Genomic DNA, 18,050 nt, shown 5'->3' with positions numbered 1-18,050 from the left:
ATTTCAACCAGGAAGGCCCGGACTTGACTCTTCGCGTATTGGGAGTCGATCCGGGCCTTACCCGTTGCGGCATCGGCGTAGTCGATATTGAGCGGAACCGCAGGGCTACCATGGTGGCCGTCGGAGTGGTGGGGACCTCCGCCGACCAGACCTTGGACAAGCGCCTGCTGGTGATTGCCGAAGCGATCGATGAATGGCTGGACCGGCACGAGCCGGACGTCGTCGCCGTCGAACGCGTTTTCTCCCAGCTGAACGTCAGTACGGTAATGGGTGTCGCCCAGGCGTCAGGCGTGGTGATCGCTGCGGCCGCCCGCCGTGGTATCCCGGTGGCCCTGCACACTCCCTCTGAGGTCAAAGCGGCAGTGACCGGCAGTGGCACGGCCAACAAAGATGCTGTCACCAAACTCGTGACCAAGATCCTGCGCCTGGACGCTCCACCCAAGCCGGCCGATGCTGCAGACGCCCTTGCCCTCGCCCTGACCCACGCATGGCGGGCAGGCAACGGTATGGGCGCAGCGGGTGGATCCTCCAGTGCCGGTTCGCTGACTCCGGCGCAGAAGGCCTGGGCCGACGCGGAAGCCAAAGCGCGCCGCGCACGGTGATTCCCCGCCGTCCTTGCTAGGGTATTCGTAGATATGTTCGGATAGTCCGCTTGGGCCGCAATCATTCAGGAGCCGGGTCTTGATCAGTTTTCTCCGTGGAACCGTAGCCCACGTGGGTTTGTCCACCGCCGTCATTGACCTCAACGGGGCGGGTATGAGCGTCTTCGCCACCCCCCAAACCCTGAGCCACCTCAAAGTTGGAACCGAAGCCAAGCTCTTCACGTCCATGATCGTCCGTGAGGATTCCCTCACGTTGTTCGGCTTCGCGGATGACGACGAACGTGAAGTCTTCGACGTCTTGCTCAGCGTCAGCGGAGTGGGGCCGAGGCTGGCACTGGCCGTCCTGGCCGTGCACGAGCCTGAAGCAATCCGTGTGGCAGCGCACACCGGTGATGGCAAGGCGTTCACCAAGGTCCCCGGAATCGGGCCCAAGGTGGCCGGCCGGATCGTCCTGGAACTCGCGGGCAAACTGGTTCCGCATGGCACCGGCTCCGCAACCACTGCTGCCCAGACTGCCACCAACGCCGAGTGGAAGCCCCAGGTAGTCGCTGCCATGACCAGCCTGGGATGGTCCGAGAAGGACGCTACGGGCAGCATCGACAAAGCCATGGCCGACTCTCCGGAACTGGTGGAGGCCGGTAACGTAGCCCAGATCCTCCGCGCCACACTGCGGTGGCTGGGCCAGGACGGCGCACGCGCCGGCAACCGCGTAGGCAGCCGTGGCTGAGCAGTCACTGGTCAACGGGGGAGAGGAACCGGAAGAGCGGGTCATCGAGGCCGCACTCCGTCCTAAGAACCTGCATGATTTTGTCGGCCAGCATCGCGTCCGTAAGCAACTGGCCCTCGTCCTCGAGGCCTCAAAGATGCGCGGACGCAGTGCCGACCACGTCTTGATGTCCGGCCCACCTGGCCTGGGCAAGACAACTCTGGCCATGATCATTGCGGCAGAAATGAACGCGCCCTTGCGTATCAGCAGTGGTCCTGCCATCCAGCATGCCGGAGACCTCGCCGCCATCCTCTCCTCCCTGTCCGAGGGAGAGGTCCTGTTCCTGGATGAAATCCACCGGATGTCCAGGCCGGCAGAGGAAATGCTCTATATGGCCATGGAAGACTTCCGGGTGGACATTGTGGTGGGCAAGGGAGCCGGCGCTACGGCCATTCCCCTGGAGTTGCCCCCGTTTACGCTGGTAGGAGCCACCACCCGTGCCGGCCTCCTGCCGGGACCGTTGCGTGATCGCTTCGGTTTCACAGGTCACCTCGAGTTTTACTCGGTTGCTGAACTGGAGCTTGTCCTTCGCCGATCTGCAGGCCTGCTGGACCTGAAAGTGAACTCGGCCGGGTTTACGGAGATCGCCGGCCGGTCGCGTGGTACTCCACGAATCGCCAACCGTCTCCTTCGCAGGGTTCGAGACTGGGCCCTGGTTCACGGTATTGACCAGATTGACGCCCGGTCTGCTTCAGCGGCCTTGGACATGTATGAAGTGGATGCCAGGGGATTGGACCGGCTGGACCGCTCCGTGCTGGAAGCCCTCATTACCAAGTTCAATGGCGGCCCTGTGGGATTGTCCACCCTGGCGATTGCCGTTGGCGAGGAGCCGGAAACGGTGGAGACCGTAGCCGAGCCGTTTTTGGTGCGTGAAGGACTGCTGGGTCGCACGCCGCGCGGCCGTATCGCCATGGCTTCAGCGTGGACGCACCTCGGTTATGCCGTGCCGGCCGGAGTCTTCGGCCAGGAAGCACTGGCACTCTTCGGCGAGGATGAAAACCACGCCGAAAGCGTAGATACCGTCGGTTAACACGCCGTGTTCAGCTTTTCCCTCTAGACTGGTATGACGCTCGGCACGTTCGAGTCCTTGATCCATGCAGCCGCCCCGCGGATCTGCCAGGGACGTTGCCGTGAACCAAAACGTAAGTACAGAACGGAACTTCCCTGTGGATCCAATGACCATATTGCTGTTCGTCATGCTTGGACTCTTTGTCTTCATGATGTTCCGCCGCAACAAGAAGACCCAGCAGCAGCAGGCTGAAATGCAGTCCAAGTTCGCTCCGGGCGTCGACGTCATGACCAGCTTCGGTCTCTTTGGCCGCATCGTCTCCATCGACGAAGCCGAGAACAAGGTTGTCATCGAACTTTCCCCGGGTAACGAGGCCACGGTTCACCGCCAGGCCGTCACCAAGGTAGTCGAAGCGCCCGCTGAGGAAGCCCCGGTTGTACCGGACGACGCTTCTTCCCTGACTACCGCAGATGCTGAAGCTCCTGCCGCAGTTGAGACGCCCGAAGAAACCATTGCGCGCCTCAACAAAGAGGACAAGAAGGACAACTAGGATCGTCAGGCGCGGCACCCCCGCGCAAGGCAACTTCTACGGCAGCTGAGAGCCGCCGGCAGACGCTCACAAGCGTTGGCCGGCGGCTGTCCGGCGATAACAGGAAGATCGATAATGGCACGGACCGGCCCCAAAAATTCAGCCCGCAGGGTGCTGACCTGGCTTGGAGCAATATTCGTTGTACTCACCGCTGTCCTCGGTGGCGGAGTTTTGACTGGGAATGCCAGCTGGGCACCCAAGCTTGCCTTGGACCTCGAGGGCGGTACCCAGATGATCCTGGCGCCCAGGGTTGACGGATCCAGCGAGATCAACGAAGAGCAGCTCAACCAGGCAGTTGCCATCATCCGTCAGCGGGTTGATGGCTCGGGTGTTGCTGAAGCAGAGATCAGCACCCAGTCCGGCCGCAATGTTGTGGTCAGCCTCCCGGGTACACCGTCCAAGGAAACCCGCGACTTGATCCAGGCCTCGGCCGACATGAACTTCCGGCCTGTCATCACCTACGGCGATCCCGCGGCCGTCCCGGTGGAATCACGCACACCGGATGACCAGCTGAACAAGCCGACGGCGGAGCCGGCCAATGCGAGTGATGTCAATTGGATCACCCCCGAAGTCCAGAAGGAATTTGAAGCACTTGACTGCGTCAATCCTTCGACGGAAAGGCGTGAACGCTCCGATCCGGCCAAGCCCCTTGTCACCTGCGAAGCTGCCACAGCCAAGACTCCGGCCCTCAAGTACATCCTCGGACCGGTAGAAGTCCGGGGCCAGGACATCAGCGATTCCACTTTCTCCCAGGTGCAGGGCGCCCAGGGTTCGGTCACCAACTCCTGGGGTGTGAACATCGTCTTCAACGGGGATGCCACCGAGAAGTTCAAGGCCGTCACCGAGCGGCTCAACCAGTACTATGTGGCGGCCCAGGCGCAGGGAACTGAAGATCCCAAATCCCAGTTCGCCATTGTCCTGGACGACAAAGTCATTTCCGCACCGCGTTCCCTGGCAGTGATCACCGACGGACGCCCACAGATCACAGGTGACTTCACGCAGGCTACTGCCAAAGCGCTGTCCGATCAGCTCCGTTACGGTGCCCTGCCCATCAGCTTCGAGATCCAGTCACAGGAACAGATTTCGGCCACCCTGGGTGGGGACCAGCTCCGGCTCGGGTTGTTGGCCGGCATGATCGGTCTGCTGCTGGTGGTGGTCTATTCCCTCTTCCAATACCGGGCTCTGGGCCTTGTCACCATCGCTTCCTTGGTGGTGGCCGGCGTCTTGACCTATCTGGCCATCGCGATCCTCGGCTGGACCGAGAACTATCGGCTCTCCCTCGCCGGCGTGGCTGGTTTGATCGTGGCCATCGGCCAGACCGCTGACTCGTTCATCGTCTACTTCGAGCGTATCCGCGATGAACTGCGCGAAGGCCGAGGACTGGTATCCGCCGTCGAAAACGGCTGGAAGCGGGCCAAGCGAACTGTCCTTGCCTCCAAGGCGGTCAACCTCCTTGCTGCCCTGGTGCTTTACTTCGTGGCTGTCGGCAACGTGCGCGGCTTCGCCTTCACTTTGGGCCTGACAGCCCTCGCCGACCTCTTGGTCGTGTTCATGTTTACCCACCCCATGCTGCAGGTTCTGGCGCGCACCAAGTTCTTCGGGGAAGGCCACCGATTCTCGGGCCTTTCCCCGGACCGTCTTGGGGCAGTTCCCTTGTACCGTGGCGCGGGACGGATCCGTACACCTGACGAGAAGCCCACGGCTGTCCGTGCGCGGAACACCGGCGCAGTGGCTGAAGCTGAACGTCGCATGACCATCGCCGAACGGCGCCTTGCCGAGAAGGGCCAGTTGACTGGTTCCTCCAAGGCAACCAAGGAGGAGAAGTAATGACTACGAGCTTCGCAACCTTCGGCCATGAGCTGTACACGGGCAAGCGCTCGTACAACTTCGTCAATTCGAAGAAGATCTGGTTCATCATTGCGGCCGTCGCGGTGGCCCTGTCCATCCTCATTCCGGTGGCCAAGGGCGGTTTCAACCTTGGCATCGAGTTCCGGGGCGGCTCGGAGTTCACCGTCTCCAACGTGAGCACCACGGACGCCAGCCTTGGCGAAAAGGCTGTGCACGACGTCGTACCCGGCGCCATCCCGCGCGTGGCAAACGTCGCGGGCAACACCATGCGGATCCAAACGGACCAGCTCACCGATGATGAGACCAACCGCATCAAGGACGGCCTTACCAGCGCCTATGGCGTTACCGAGAATGAAGTGACGTCCAACTTTGTGGGTCCCACCTGGGGTCAGGATGTCACGCGACAGGCGCTCATCGGCCTGGTGGTGTTCGTTGGTTTGGCGGCTGTCCTGATGGCGCTGTACTTCAGAACCTGGAAGATGTCGTTGTCGGCCCTCGTGGGCATGCTTGTCACAATGTTCACCACAGCGGGTGTCTACGCCTTGAGCGACTTCGAGGTGACGCCGTCGGCCATCATCGGCTTCTTGACGGTCCTGAGCTACTCGCTCTACGACACCGTCGTGGTCTTCGACAAGATCCGCGAGAACACGGCCGATATCTCGACTTCCACCCGCCGTACATTCGCCGAAGAGGTCAACCTGGCCGTCAACCAAACCCTGGTCCGCTCCATCAACACCATGATGGTGGCCGTGCTCCCGGTGGCAGCGATCCTCTTCATCGGCGCCGGTCTCTTGGGTGCGGGCACGCTGCGTGACCTCTCGCTGGCGTTGTTCGTCGGTATCCTCATCGGTACGGCAGCCACCATCTTCATCGCGGCGCCCCTGTACGCCTGGTTGCGCCAAGGTGAACCGGAACTCGTAAAGCAGGCCAAGAAGGTAGCCCACCGCCGGGCCGAGGTCACCGTCTAGGCTCTGGCAACTCCTCTGTTTGACCAAAGAGCCGGTCCGCGCAGTTACGCGGGGACCGGCTTTTTGACTTGCCCGTCCCATGCGTCATGTGCTGCCCATTTGCAGAAGCATTCACTGACGGGAATAGACTTAGAGAATTATTCGGTTGTGAGGGGTACTTCTGTGGAAGAACGTGCGACGTCGGCACCACCGGCGGGCGGGGAAGACGGCCACAATGCTGTGGCGGTTCCAGCAACAAGCATGGCTGGACGGACTGCGGGAGCTGTTCCGGTGGATACCCCTGGCGCGCGTCCAACCTTCCCGGGCCGTCGGGAGCGTACACGTTCCCGTTTGGCCCGTCTGACCGGTCGTGGCGTGGCTCCGTATTCTCCGATCCTCGAACCTTTGCTGCGGACAGTGCGGGCCAACAACCCCAAAGAGGACTTTGACCTGATCCAGCGGGCCTTCGCCGTTGCGGAGCGAAGCCACCAGGGCCAGAAACGCAAGAGTGGTGATCCCTACATCACCCATCCGGTTGCCGTGGCCACCATCCTGGCTGAACTCGGAATGACAGGAACCACCCTGGCAGCGGCGTTGCTTCACGACACCGTGGAGGACACGCCCTACACACTCGCTGACCTGACGAGGGATTTTGGTCCCGAGGTTGCCATGCTGGTGGACGGCGTGACCAAGCTGGACAAGGTCAGCTTTGGCGAAGCCGCGCAATCAGAGACCGTCCGCAAGATGGTTGTGGCCATGGCCAAGGACATCCGTGTCTTGATGATCAAGTTGGCCGACCGCCTGCACAACGCCCGTACGTGGCGCTTTGTCTCCGCTGAGTCTTCCTCCCGCAAGGCTCGTGAAACGCTGGAGATCTTTGCCCCCCTGGCTCACCGACTGGGCATGAACACCATCAAGTGGGAGCTCGAAGACCTGTCCTTCGCTGCCCTGTATCCCAAGGTGTACGAGGAAATCGTGCGCATGGTGGGGGACCGCACGCCGGAGCGCGAGAAGAGCCTCAGTGTCATCCGCAACCAGATAGCTGATGATCTGCGCACGGCCCGGATCAAGGCGACCATCACCGGGCGTCCCAAGCACTACTACTCCATTTACCAGAAGATGATCGTCCGGGATAAGGACTTCGACGACATCAACGACCTCATGGGCGTGCGCGTCCTGGTGGACTCGGTCCGGGACTGTTACGCAGCCCTGGGTACCCTGCATTCGCGATGGAATCCCCTTCCGGGGCGGTTCAAGGACTACATCGCCATGCCCAAGTTCAACATGTACCAGTCGCTGCACACCACGGTGATCGGCCCGGGCGGCAAGCCCGTGGAGATTCAAATCCGAACCCATGAGATGCATCGCCGGGCCGAGTACGGTGTGGCAGCACACTGGAAATACAAGGACCAGCCAAACCGCACTGCGCAGGGCCCCGGCAGCCCCCGCGATGGGGACATGGGCTGGTTGAGGTCCTTGGTGGACTGGCAGCAGGAGACGTCGGACCCCGGCGAGTTCCTGGACTCCCTGCGTTATGAGATCAATGCACGCGAAGTTTTCGTCTTCACCCCCAAGGGTGAGGTCATGGCCCTGCCCGCGGGATCGACTCCCGTCGATTTTGCCTACGCCGTCCACACGGAGGTCGGCCACAGGACCATCGGCGCCCGCGTCAACGGCAAGCTGGTCCCGCTCAACAGTGAGCTGAACCATGGCGACTGGGTGGAGATCTTCACATCCAAGGCCGAAGGAGCCGGTCCCAGCCAGGACTGGCAACATTTCGTCAAGTCGGCACGTGCACGCAACAAGATCCGCCAGTGGTTCACCAAGGAACGCCGCGAAGAAGCAATCGATCGCGGCAAGGACATGCTGACGCGGGCCATGCGGAAGCAGAACCTGCCCTTGCAGCGCCTTATGACGCACGACGCCTTGTCTGCGGTGGCCGAGGACTTCCACTACGTAGATATCTCCGGGCTCTACGCAGGGGTGGGCGATGGACATACCTCCGCCCAATCCGTGATGGAAAAACTCGTCGAGCACTTGGGCGGCCATGAGACTCCGGATGAAGACCTCGACGAAGTCAGCATTCCGACGCAGGTTGCCAAGTCCAAATTCTCGGACTCCGGAGTCATCGTCCGCGGTGTGGGCGACGTCTGGGTCAAACTGGCCCGTTGTTGCACACCCGTTCCGCCGGACCCCATCCTGGGATTCGTCACCCGTGGCTCGGGCGTCTCCGTCCACCGGACCGATTGCACCAACGTTTCGGGGCTCAGGGACCAACCGGACAGAATCGTGGAAGTGGAATGGGCTCCCACGCAGTCGAGTGTGTTCCTGGTGGAAATCCAGGTGGAGGCGTTGGACCGTAAATCCCTGTTGTCCGACGTGACGAGGATTCTGTCCGAAAATCACGTGAACATCCTCGCTGCCTCGGTCCACACCTCGAGCGACAGGGTTGCCATCTCGAAGTTCGCTTTCGAAATGGGCGACCCCAAGTACCTGCACCACGTCCTGAATGCCGTACGCCGCATTGATGGCGTCTTTGATGTCTACCGCACCACGGGTAACAGGCGGCGCAGCTAGCCGGAAGCAAGGTGTGCAAGGGTGGCCAGCGCACGCCGCTTGTGGGGAACGCGCGGTGTTGCCTCCACGGCCAGCGTGAGGAGTCTCAACCGGATTCCGAGGTCGTCCTTGGCCAGGAGACGCCTCAGGGCAGGCAGGGCGCGGTCACTTTCCACATGCAAGGCGATGTCAGCTGCGGTGCGGAGCGGGCTGCTCACCAGCATCCCGCCCAGACTCACTACGTCCATTTGACCAAGCCGGACCTCGTGGAGGCTGCAGGCGGTGCTTCCGCGCAGACTTGAAATGCGGTGCTTCGCATCAACCAGGAGCGACAGGCGCTCCGGAGGGTTCGCGCAGCCGTAGATCCACGCGGCCGTGAGGCGGCCGGCAACTACTTTGGTCCGGATCCGTTCCGGAACTGTGAGGGCTGCTGCGCGGGCCCGGAGGCGATGGGTGACAGCGGTGCCCGGCGAGGCGTAGCTCTTCCCGTAGAGCGGCAGCAGGATGCCGTCGAAGGCCATGCCCTGGAGTTCGTTCCACGTGAAGATCCGATGGGGGGAGTACAGCTCTGGGATGGCCGGCTCCGATAGGTGCGGGGCGGCGGCAGCGGGGTCCATCCACTGATCATTCCGCGCCGCCGCCCAAGCAGTACAGGCTCCGTTCCGGTTATGTGGATAACTGGAACGGAGCCTGCGGTAGTGCCTTGCCAGAAGCGCTAGGCGAGATCGCTTGCAGAGCGCTGAATCTGGTCCAGCCACGCCTGGCGGGCCTCCAAGGCCTCGCGGGCAGTCTTGATGCGGCGCTGGTCGCCTGCCTTTTCAGCCTTCTCGAGGTCATCCTTAAGGCCGGCGATGGCAGCTTCGAGTTGCGAGAGGGCGCTGTTGGTGCGCGCCTTGGTCTCCGGGTTGCTCCGGCGCCACTTCTCTTCTTCGGCTTCCTTGACGGCGTCTTCAACCTTGCGGAGTCCGGCCTCGATGCGACCCATGTCCCCTCGCGGAACCTTGCCGGCATCTTCCCAGCGGTCCCTGATGGACTGGAGGGCCTTCTTGGCTGCGTTGAGGTCCTTGATGGGAAGCAGGGCCTGCGCTTCAGCTACCAGCTGCTCCTTGACCACCAGGTTGGCGGTGTACTCCTGGTCGATCTGGTCGTTGGCTGCCTGGCGGTTGCTGAAGAAGACATCCTGGGCGGCGCGGAAGCGGCCCCACAATGCGTCGTCATCCTTGCGGCTCGCCCGGGGGGTGGCTTTCCACTGGTCCATCAGCCTGCGGTATTCACCGGCGGCGAATCCCCAATCGGTGGAAGAGGAGAGGGCTTCAGCCTCGGCGATCAGCGCTTCCTTGGCGGACTTCGCTGCTGAATTGTTGCTGTCAAGTTGTGAGAAGTAGGCGCGGCGGTGACGGTCAAAGACTGTGCGGGCCGAACGGAACCGCTTCCACAATGCGTCCTCATTGCTGCGGCCCAGGCGTACGCCGCTCTTCTGCGCCGCCTTCCAGGTTTCAAACAACTCGTTCATGCGGGCGCTGGAGGTCTTCCATTGAATCTGGGCAGGATCTTGTCCGGCAATGGATTCGGCTTCGGACACTATCGCTTCACGTGCAGCGAGTTCGCCGGCCCGCACAGCCTCGTGTGCTGCCTTCTCCGACTTTTCCAGCTCCACGATCTGGGTGGAAAGGGCATCCAGGCGTGCTTCCGCAGACCGGATATCGCCCACCATGGTGCGCTCTGCAAGCTGTTCGCGGAGATGAGTGACGGTCTTTTGCATGTCCGTGGCCGGGGCCTTGGACTCAACACGGTGTTCCAGCAGGACCACCTGGGCAATAATGTCGTCGAACTTCCGGGCAAAGTAACCCAGGGCTTCGTCGGGACTGACACCCGGGTACTGGCCGACGGCGATCTCGTCACCATCCAGCGTCAGGAACACGTGGCCATCGCCTTCGGCGCGACCCCACTTGGCTGCCTCGGCGAGCGACGCGGCGGACACGGCCGGGGCAGCGGGAACGACGGCGGCGGGAGCCTTGGGGCGGGCCGCAAGCGCTGCAGGTGTTGGGGCAGCGGACGGGGCAGGTCGCGGTGCGGCCGGCTCACTTGCGGCTGCTTCGGCCTCGGGCGTCGCTGCAGGTTCCGGTTTGTCCCCGGCTGCAGTTTCGGCCCCGGCTGCTGCCTCATCAACAGGCGCTGGTTCTTGTGCAGCTGCCGGCGCGACGGAGGTTTCCACATGGTCGGGGCTGGTCGCCTCGACTGCTTCTTCTTCGTTGGCCACTACTGCTGTTTCGTCGGATTTCTGACTGTCTGTCACCGCTAAAAGTCTTTCGCTTGGAGGGACTGCTCAGGTAATGCACCCCGGGCCGGGGCCTGGAGCTGGTTACTTCAGAGAAAACGAGTCTATCGTGACAGGTGCCACAGGGGCGCCGTCACTGGTGCTTTCGCCGGTTTTCAGGCCTGCGGCGGCGATGTTGGCAACTACGTCCAGCCCGCTGGTTACCTTGCCCACTACGGTGTACCCACCGGCCGTGTCAGCAGGAATGGTGGTGTCCTTGTAGACGATGAAGAACTGGTGCCCGTTGCCATAGGCGTTGTTCCCGCTGCGGGCCACGGCTATCGTCCCCGCAGGGTACTTGTTGTCTGCGGGCGTGTTTTCCAGCGGACCCCATCGGTAGTTGGGGTCGTCCGCGCCGTCTTCGGACGGGGCGCCGCACTGCAGCAGCCCGAAGGTTTCCGAGGTCGTCAGGCGGTGGCAGAACTTCCCGTTGTAGTAGCTGGAGTCGCTGAGTGACTTGAACACTGCCGCGGCCTGGGGTGCAGCCGTTCCGTTCAGTTCAACGCCGACCACTCCGCTGTTCAACGCGAGCTCGCCGGTGAACGTTTTTCCAGCGGCTGTGTCCGGGCTGGGAATGTCCGAACTGTTAGAGGCAGGCGCAGACGGCGAAGCGGACGGAGAGCTGAGCCCGGCTTCTGCTGCGGCGAACTCCGCTTCGGTGGGGTTGGAGCTGAAGACCGTCAGTTGCAGCACGACGGCCAGAACCACCGCTGCGGCACCTGCGCCAACAGCGATGGTGTTGTCGCGTTTGCGCCGCTTGCCCTGTTCCTGCCGCAGGGCACGCTTGGCTTCCATCTGCCTGATGCGCCGTTTCGCTTCGCGGTCATCCCGCGACCTTGTTGCCAAGAGTCCTCCTGATTGTGTCCACTTCCGGGGCCGCCGACAGGAACCCGGGCATGCTGCATTAGATGTGCACGCGCGGAAAGCATAAACTGGCTGCCGCACATAGTTTATGCATGACCGGCTGGACGCCCGCCCTGTAAACGCCGTACGGGCGTTTTAAAGCTGTGGGTCCCATACCAGCGTCAGCTTTCTTCGAGGAGACATTTCCACCATGGCACGTACCGCCTCCCTGTCCGGATTCCCCGAGTGGCTTCCCCAGGAGCGGTTGGTGGAGCTCCATGTGCTGGATACGCTCCGCAAGACGTTCGAGTTGCATGGGTTTTCGTCCATCGAGACCAGGGCAGTGGAAACTGTGGGGCAGCTGCTCCGCAAAGGCGAGATCGACAAAGAGGTTTACGGGCTGAGCCGGCTCCAGGATGACGAGGGTGAGGCTGCGAAGTCAGATAAAGCGGATCCCAACGCCTTGGCCCTGCACTTCGACCTGACTGTTCCCTTCGCCCGTTACGTGGTGGAGAACGCCGGCTACCTGGCGTTCCCCTTCCGCCGCTACCAGATCCAGAAGGTGTGGCGTGGCGAGCGGCCGCAGGAAGGCCGCGCCCGTGAGTTCACCCAGGCGGACATCGATGTGGTGGGCGACGGCGAGCTTCCGTTCCGCTACGACGTCGAGATAGCCCTGGTCATTGCCGAGGCGCTGAGCGCGTTGCCGATTCCGGACTTCCGGCTCCGGATCAACAACCGGAAGCTGGCCGAGGGTTTCTATCGCGGGATCGGCCTGGCGGACACTGCCGGGGTCCTGCGCAGCATCGACAAACTGGAAAAGATCGGCGCTGCGAGGGTGGCAGAGCTGTTGAAGAGCGAGCTTGGTGCCACGGACGAGCAAGCCGGACTGGCCTTGGAACTGGCTCGTATCCGCACTGAGGACACCTCCTTCGTCCAGCAGGTCCGCGCCCTGGGCGTCACCGATGAGCTCCTGGAGGAAGGGCTCAACGAGCTGGAGCAGGTCATCCAGGCGGCCGTACAGCGTGCCCCGGGAAAGGTGGTTGCCGATTTGAGCATCGCCCGCGGCTTGGATTACTACACCGGAACTGTCGTCGAAACCGTGCTGGTTGGCCATGAGCAGCTCGGTTCCATTTGCTCCGGTGGCCGCTATGACGCCCTGGCCAGCAAGGGCAACCGCAAGTTCCCCGGCGTCGGCCTTTCCATCGGTGTGACGCGCCTCGTATCGCGCATCCTTAGCCAGGAACTGGCGACGGCATCGCGCTCGGTCCCCACAGCGGTACTGGTTGCCTTGAATACGGACGACAGCTGGTCTTCCGCGCAGGATATCGCGGCACAACTGCGGGGGAGGGGCATCGCGACCGAAGTTGCTGCAAAAGCCGAGAAGTTCGGCAAACAGATCAAGTTCGCCGACCGGCGCGGTATCCCGTTTGTGTGGTTTACCGACGACGACGGCAAACACCAGGTCAAGGACATCCGCACCGGTGAGCAGGTTGACGCCGACCCCGCAGAATGGACGCCGGCGGAAGAGGACTTGCACGTCCGCGTCACCACCGCCTGATACCGGCATCGCTTGTTCCGCCGTTTGGCGGGAGCCGCGGCCGGGGCGGGTAAACTCGGACGGGACCGCCATTGCAGCGGTCCCTATAAATTTCATGCTGAAAGGAATGCTGTGCTGCGCACACATGACCTCGGATCACTTCGCTCCGAGCACATTGGACAAACCGTTACCCTGGCCGGCTGGGTGGGCCGCCGCCGTGATCACGGTGGCGTTGCATTCGTTGACCTGCGTGACGCGTCCGGTGTCGCCCAGGTGGTAGTCCGTGAGGAAGAGGTCTTCCATGGCCTGCGGAACGAGTACGTCCTGCAGGTGACGGGTACCGTCAACAAGCGTCCCGAAGGCAACGAAAACCCGGCTCTGGCGACGGGTGACATCGAGGTGATCGCTGACAAGGTGGTCATCCTCAACACCTCTGAGCCACTTCCGTTCCAGATCGACGAACACGTTGAAGTTGGCGAGGAAGCACGCCTTAAGCACCGTTACCTGGACCTTCGTCGTCCCGGCCCCGCCCGCAACATGCGTCTGCGTTCGGAGGCCAACCGTGTGGCCCGCGAACTGCTGCACCAGCGTGGCTACGTCGAAATTGAGACACCCACGCTGACGCGTTCGACGCCGGAAGGCGCCCGCGACTTCGTTGTCCCGGCACGTCTGGCGCCGGGTTCCTGGTACGCCCTGCCGCAGTCGCCGCAGCTTTTCAAGCAGCTGCTCCAGGTGGGTGGCTTTGAGAAGTACTACCAGATTGCCCGTTGCTACCGCGACGAGGATTTCCGTGCGGACCGCCAGCCGGAGTTCACCCAGCTCGACATCGAAGCCAGTTTCGTGGACCAGGACGATGTCATTGAGCTGGGCGAGGCAATCGTCAAGGCTCTGTGGCAGCTCATCGACGTCGAGATCCCCACCCCGATCCGCCGCATGACGTACCTGGATGCCATGGCCAAGTACGGCTCGGACAAGCCGGACCTTCGCTTCGGTGTGGAGCTGACTGAGCTTACGGAGTTCTTCAAGGACACCAACTTCGGCGTGTTCAAGGCACCGTACGTCGGCGCAGTGGTCATGCCCGGCGGAGCTTCGCAGCCCCGCCGTACGCTGGACGGCTGGCAGGAATTCGCCAAGCAGCGTGGACACAAGGGCCTTGCCTACGTGCTCTTCAAGGAGGACGGCGAGCTCGCCGGCCCCGTTGCCAAGAACCTCACGGAAGAAGAGCGTGCCGGACTGGCCGACGCCGTGGGCGCCAAGCCTGGTGACTGCATTTTCTTCGCCGCCGGTGAGAAGTCAGCGGCACGCGCCCTGCTCGGTGCTGCCCGCGTGGAGATTGGTCACCGTACCGGCCTGATCGACCCCAACGACTGGGCGTTTGTCTGGATCGTGGACGCTCCCATGTTCGAGCCCGCCGCCGCAGCTGTCGCTTCCGGTGACGTAGCTGTGGGTGGAGGGCAGTGGACGGCTGTGCACCACGCGTTCACCTCGCCCAAGCCGGAATTCCTGGACACCTTCGACCAGGACCCGGAATCCGCACTGTCGTATGCCTATGACATCGTTTGCAACGGCAACGAGATCGGTGGCGGTTCCATCCGTATCCACCAGCGCGAAGTGCAGGAACGGGTCTTCCAGCTCATGGGGCTTGACAAGGAAGACGCCGAAACCAAGTTCGGCTTCCTGCTGGAGGGCTTCAAGTACGGTGCACCTCCGCACGGCGGAATGGCCCTGGGCTGGGACCGCGTTGTTGCTTTGCTCGCCGGTGTGGAATCCATCCGCGATGTTATTGCGTTCCCGAAGTCGGGCAACGGCTATGACCCCCTGACTGCCGCTCCTGCACCTATCACTCCGCAGCAGCGCAAGGAGGCAGGCGTCGACTTCAAGCCGGAAGCCAAACCTGCAGCCAAGCCGGAAACCACCACCGTCTAAACGGTCACCCAAAGGCTCTCCACTCCGGTGGAGGGCCTTTGGCGTTTTTCCCAAGACTCCCTCAACGAAAGGTGCTGCCGGATGCTGGAGCAAACCGTGTTGGAAACGCTCATGGACAAGGCCTGGCCGGCCCTTGAGCGTGAAGACCTTGTTGGCGAAGGCACGGTGAAGTGGGTGCTTCGTGCTTCGAACGGGGTGACGCAGCGGGCCAATTCTGTGTGGCCGGCCAACCCGGCAGACAGTGCAAAAAGTGCAGGCAGTGCAGACAGTCATGCAGTGGCCACCGGCCTGGAGTCTGCCGCTGACCTTGAGCGATCCGTCACCGCCGCATCGGAGTGGTACCGGCGCCGCCGTCTGCCATTGATTTTCCAAGTGTTCGATGACTCCCGCAGTGCTGCCCTCAATGATCTCCTGGACCGCCGCCGCTTCACCCGGCAGTCCGAAACGAAGATCATGCTCCGCGGCCTGGACTCATTGCCGTCCTGCCAACCGACGATGGAGATGCTCGAACTGCCTTCTGAGGAATGGCTCAGTCTCTGGTGGTCCGTCGATGGCCGCGGGGGTGAGGCCGAATTATCGGTCGCTCACAGGATCCTCACCGGCTGCCCGGCGCTGTACGCAATGGTGAGGGACGACGACGGCGTCCCCGCCGCCGTCGGGCGCCTCGCCCTGGTTGATGGCTGGGGTGGTATCTACGGTATGGCGACGTCTGCCAGGCACCGCCGGCGCGGATACGCCGCCCAGGTGCTGGCCGCGTTGCTGCATGCCGGTGCCGGGCGGGATCTCAAGGGGGTCTGGCTTTTGGTCACGGCCGCCAACCACGGGGCACAGGCGCTGTACACGCAGGCTGGATTCGTGGACCACGGCAGCTACGTGTACCGGCAGGCTCCCCTGAAACGTGCCCTCAGCGGCTGCTAACCCGCCGCCCCCGGATCGGTCACAGTAATCCGGATCGAGCAGGCGTCTGCTGCCGCTTTCTGCAGGGCCGCGGATTTGATCTCCTGAATGTCCAGGAATGCCAGCCGTGTGCGGCCTGTGAAAGCCTTGAGGGCGGGCTGCGCAAGGACCTGATCCACCAAGGCCCTGTCTCCGCCGGGCACGATGTACTCCATCAGGTGCTCCGTGAAGATCCTGGCCGCATGTTCCGCCGTGGACCTGGCATCGATGAATCGGTTCCCGCTCTTGGAAGCGATGATGGTGGTGCCGCTGGCCGAGGCCACAGCGTAACCGCCGCGCCGGACCAGCACCAGGCCCAGCCCGCGTTCCTGGGCGGCCAATGAGGCGAGGCGGTGGAGTTCGCTGCTTCCCCGGCCGGGGCGTCCGTCGGATGGCCATGGCGCCTTTAGCAGCGCGGTGGCTCCGTCGGCTGCGCGCAGGAGGAGGCCGCCGTCGTGGAGGTCTTCCACCACGGGACCGTGGCCGGCCGCGAACCGTTCCACCCAGCCCTGCAACCTGGTGGCGGACACCAAGGCGGTCCGGATGGCCTGGTGGCGCGGGGCAGATGCTCGGCGGTCCATGGTGGATGTCTCCTTTGCTGGAACTATGAGTAGCCTATCCATGTGGAAGATCTCTTTGGTGCCGGTGCTGACAACGACGACGGGTCGGAGGAACCGGCGGCCTCGCCGCATTCGCCCGGGGGGCCTTCCGACGCACACTGGATGGCGTCCCAGCGCAGTCCCCTCGCAGTGCGGATGCGCCCCCGTACCTTGGACGACGTCGTGGGGCAGCAGCACCTGTTGGGCCATGGTTCGCCTCTCCGGCAGTTGGCAGCCGGGGCCGAAGCTGCGGGTCCTGCCGGACCGAGCTCCGTGATCCTTTGGGGGCCTCCGGGGACGGGAAAAACCACGCTGGCCCATGTGATCGCGCGGGGTCCCGGAAGGAAGTTCGTGGAATTGTCTGCGATCACCGCGGGCGTCAAGGATGTCCGGCGCGTCATGGATGAGGCCTTGACGGCCCGCGACCTCTATAAGAAAACCACCGTCCTCTTCCTGGACGAGATCCATCGCTTTAACAAGGCCCAGCAGGACGCCCTGCTGCCGGGTGTCGAGAACCGCTGGGTGGTGCTCGTCGCCGCCACCACGGAAAACCCGTCATTCTCGGTGGTGTCGCCCCTGTTGTCGAGGTCCCTGTTGCTGACGCTGAAGCCGCTCACCGATGACGACATTGGGGGACTGCTGCAACGTGCCGTCGCCGATGCGCGCGGCCTTGCCGGACGTGTGGAGCTCAGCCCGGAGGCGCTGGACCATCTGGTGCGCCTCTCCGGCGGCGATGCCCGCAGGGCGTTGACCGCGCTGGAAGCCGCTGCCGGGGTCGCGTTCGGTGACAGCACCGCCGTCGGGCCCGAACCGGACGGTGCCGATGCCGTGCCGGGGGAGGACGGCGACGCTGGACCAATCAACGACGACGGCGAGCCGGGACTCGCCGGCGACGGCACCCCTGACGCTCCGGTGCTGGTGGAACTGCGCCATACCGAGCGAGCCTTGGACGCCGCCGCCGTTCGCTATGACCGTGCCGGGGACCAGCATTACGACGTCGCCAGTGCTTTCATCAAATCCATCCGTGGCTCGGATGTCGATGCCGCGCTGCATTACCTGGCCCGCATGCTTGAAGCGGGCGAAGATCCACGGTTTGTTGCACGACGCATCGTGATTTCCGCCGCTGAAGACATTGGAATGGCCGATCCCACTGCGCTGCAAACGGCAGTGGCGGCGGCCCAGGCGGTGCAGTTGATCGGCATGCCCGAGGGGCGGATCGTCCTCGCCGAAGCTGTGGTCCATTTGGCTACCGCGCCGAAATCCAATGCCGCGTATATGGGCTTGAACAAAGCGGTGGCTGATGTCCGGGCAGGGTTTGGCGGTGGCATCCCCATGCATTTGCGGGATGCGCATTACCCCGGGGCAAAACAATTGGGGCATGGCAAGAGCTACAAGTACGCACATGACGAACCGCACGGTGTGGCAACCCAGCAGTACCCGCCCGACGATTTGGTGGGGAAGGACTACTACCAGCCCACCAATAACGGAGCCGAACGGGATATTGCCGCCAGGTTGGAACGGCTCCGCAAGATAGTGCGTGGGGAGTAGGCAAGGGCGCCCATTCCCCTCGAAGGC

15 protein-coding genes are annotated in these 18,050 nt (G+C 63.0%); 11 read left to right on the top strand and 4 right to left on the bottom strand.

Translation table 11 applies throughout. From position 1 onward, the window contains the following. Positions 1-23 precede the first annotated feature (23 nt). From ruvC to QEH68_RS11745, 7 genes are all read left to right on the top strand, one after another. Positions 24-602, top strand: coding sequence for a crossover junction endodeoxyribonuclease RuvC (gene ruvC, locus QEH68_RS11775; RefSeq protein WP_207593690.1), 579 nt, complete (start codon positions 24-26; stop codon positions 600-602). Positions 603-681: 79 nt separating this feature from the next. Continuing rightward, positions 682-1,329 (top strand): Holliday junction branch migration protein RuvA, encoded by a 648-nt coding sequence (gene ruvA / locus QEH68_RS11770; protein ID WP_207593689.1) that lies wholly within the window; start codon positions 682-684, stop codon positions 1,327-1,329. After that, positions 1,322-2,398, top strand: a complete 1,077-nt coding sequence (gene ruvB / locus QEH68_RS11765; protein WP_089595248.1) for a Holliday junction branch migration DNA helicase RuvB — start codon at positions 1,322-1,324, stop codon at positions 2,396-2,398. The genes ruvA and ruvB overlap by 8 nt, the downstream gene beginning before the upstream one ends. A 145-nt stretch (positions 2,399-2,543) precedes the next feature. Further along, positions 2,544-2,927 carry a preprotein translocase subunit YajC gene (gene yajC, locus QEH68_RS11760; protein ID WP_198318222.1) on the top strand — a complete coding sequence of 128 codons (384 nt, stop codon included), beginning with the start codon at positions 2,544-2,546 and terminating at the stop codon, positions 2,925-2,927. Between the two features lie 114 nt (positions 2,928-3,041). Beyond that, a complete protein-coding gene (secD, locus tag QEH68_RS11755; protein WP_280622938.1) occupies positions 3,042-4,793 on the top strand; it encodes a protein translocase subunit SecD in 1,752 nt (583 codons plus the stop codon). Continuing rightward, the gene (secF, locus tag QEH68_RS11750) at positions 4,793-5,782 is read left to right on the top strand and encodes a protein translocase subunit SecF (RefSeq protein ID WP_207593687.1); all 990 of its coding nucleotides are present in this window, start codon (positions 4,793-4,795) and stop codon (positions 5,780-5,782) included. Before secD ends, secF begins: the two co-directional genes overlap by 1 nt. Before the next feature lie 162 nt (positions 5,783-5,944). Continuing rightward, positions 5,945-8,338, top strand: coding sequence for a bifunctional (p)ppGpp synthetase/guanosine-3',5'-bis(diphosphate) 3'-pyrophosphohydrolase (locus tag QEH68_RS11745; protein ID WP_207593686.1), 2,394 nt, complete (start codon positions 5,945-5,947; stop codon positions 8,336-8,338). Here the strand turns inward: QEH68_RS11745 and QEH68_RS11740 are convergent. The 3 genes from QEH68_RS11740 to QEH68_RS11730 all read right to left on the bottom strand — a co-directional run bounded on the left by QEH68_RS11740 (position 8,335) and on the right by QEH68_RS11730 (position 11,480). Continuing rightward, the gene (locus QEH68_RS11740) at positions 8,335-8,934 is read right to left on the bottom strand and encodes a hypothetical protein (RefSeq protein WP_207593685.1); all 600 of its coding nucleotides are present in this window, start codon (positions 8,932-8,934) and stop codon (positions 8,335-8,337) included. The two genes, QEH68_RS11745 and QEH68_RS11740, sit on opposite strands and share 4 nt — an antisense overlap. A 98-nt stretch (positions 8,935-9,032) precedes the next feature. Next, on the bottom strand, positions 9,033-10,613 hold the full coding sequence (locus QEH68_RS11735) for a DUF349 domain-containing protein (protein ID WP_280622937.1): 1,581 nt from the start codon (positions 10,611-10,613) through the stop codon (positions 9,033-9,035). Between the two features lie 66 nt (positions 10,614-10,679). Then, entirely contained in the window at positions 10,680-11,480 is an 801-nt protein-coding gene (locus QEH68_RS11730) for a peptidylprolyl isomerase (protein ID WP_280622936.1), read from the bottom strand. Positions 11,481-11,688: 208 nt separating this feature from the next. On the opposite strand from QEH68_RS11730, the gene hisS reads away from it, so the two are divergent. From hisS to QEH68_RS11715, 3 genes are all read left to right on the top strand, one after another. Then, positions 11,689-13,035, top strand: a complete 1,347-nt coding sequence (hisS, locus tag QEH68_RS11725; protein ID WP_207593682.1) for a histidine--tRNA ligase — start codon at positions 11,689-11,691, stop codon at positions 13,033-13,035. 111 nt (positions 13,036-13,146) lie between these two features. Further along, entirely contained in the window at positions 13,147-14,940 is a 1,794-nt protein-coding gene (gene aspS, locus QEH68_RS11720) for an aspartate--tRNA ligase (RefSeq protein ID WP_207593681.1), read from the top strand. A gap of 81 nt (positions 14,941-15,021) precedes the next feature. Then, positions 15,022-15,858, top strand: a complete 837-nt coding sequence (locus QEH68_RS11715; protein ID WP_280622935.1) for a GNAT family N-acetyltransferase — start codon at positions 15,022-15,024, stop codon at positions 15,856-15,858. Here the strand turns inward: QEH68_RS11715 and QEH68_RS11710 are convergent. Then, positions 15,855-16,457 (bottom strand): Vms1/Ankzf1 family peptidyl-tRNA hydrolase, encoded by a 603-nt coding sequence (locus tag QEH68_RS11710; protein WP_207593679.1) that lies wholly within the window; start codon positions 16,455-16,457, stop codon positions 15,855-15,857. The two genes, QEH68_RS11715 and QEH68_RS11710, sit on opposite strands and share 4 nt — an antisense overlap. 42 nt (positions 16,458-16,499) lie before the next feature. Here QEH68_RS11710 and QEH68_RS11705 point away from each other — a divergent pair, with 42 nt between their 5' ends. Then, positions 16,500-18,023 carry a replication-associated recombination protein A gene (locus QEH68_RS11705; protein WP_280622934.1) on the top strand — a complete coding sequence of 508 codons (1,524 nt, stop codon included), beginning with the start codon at positions 16,500-16,502 and terminating at the stop codon, positions 18,021-18,023. Positions 18,024-18,050: the final 27 nt, after the last annotated feature.

Origin of the sequence: Paenarthrobacter sp. OM7 (assembly GCF_029873575.1) — a bacterium.
Lineage (GTDB): Bacteria > Actinomycetota > Actinomycetes > Actinomycetales > Micrococcaceae > Arthrobacter.
Note: the sequence above shows the minus strand (reverse complement) of the source record. Positions and strands in the feature narration are given on the sequence as shown.

Coding starts and splice junctions, on each gene's coding strand:
- yajC (WP_198318222.1), top strand. CDS start 2,544: ATGACCATATTGCTGTTCGTCATGCTTGGACTCTTTGTCTTCATGATG.
- secD (WP_280622938.1), top strand. CDS start 3,042: ATGGCACGGACCGGCCCCAAAAATTCAGCCCGCAGGGTGCTGACCTGG.
- secF (WP_207593687.1), top strand. CDS start 4,793: ATGACTACGAGCTTCGCAACCTTCGGCCATGAGCTGTACACGGGCAAG.
- QEH68_RS11740 (WP_207593685.1), bottom strand. CDS start 8,934: ATGGACCCCGCTGCCGCCGCCCCGCACCTATCGGAGCCGGCCATCCCA.
- hisS (WP_207593682.1), top strand. CDS start 11,689: ATGGCACGTACCGCCTCCCTGTCCGGATTCCCCGAGTGGCTTCCCCAG.
- QEH68_RS11715 (WP_280622935.1), top strand. CDS start 15,022: ATGCTGGAGCAAACCGTGTTGGAAACGCTCATGGACAAGGCCTGGCCG.
- QEH68_RS11710 (WP_207593679.1), bottom strand. CDS start 16,457: ATGGACCGCCGAGCATCTGCCCCGCGCCACCAGGCCATCCGGACCGCC.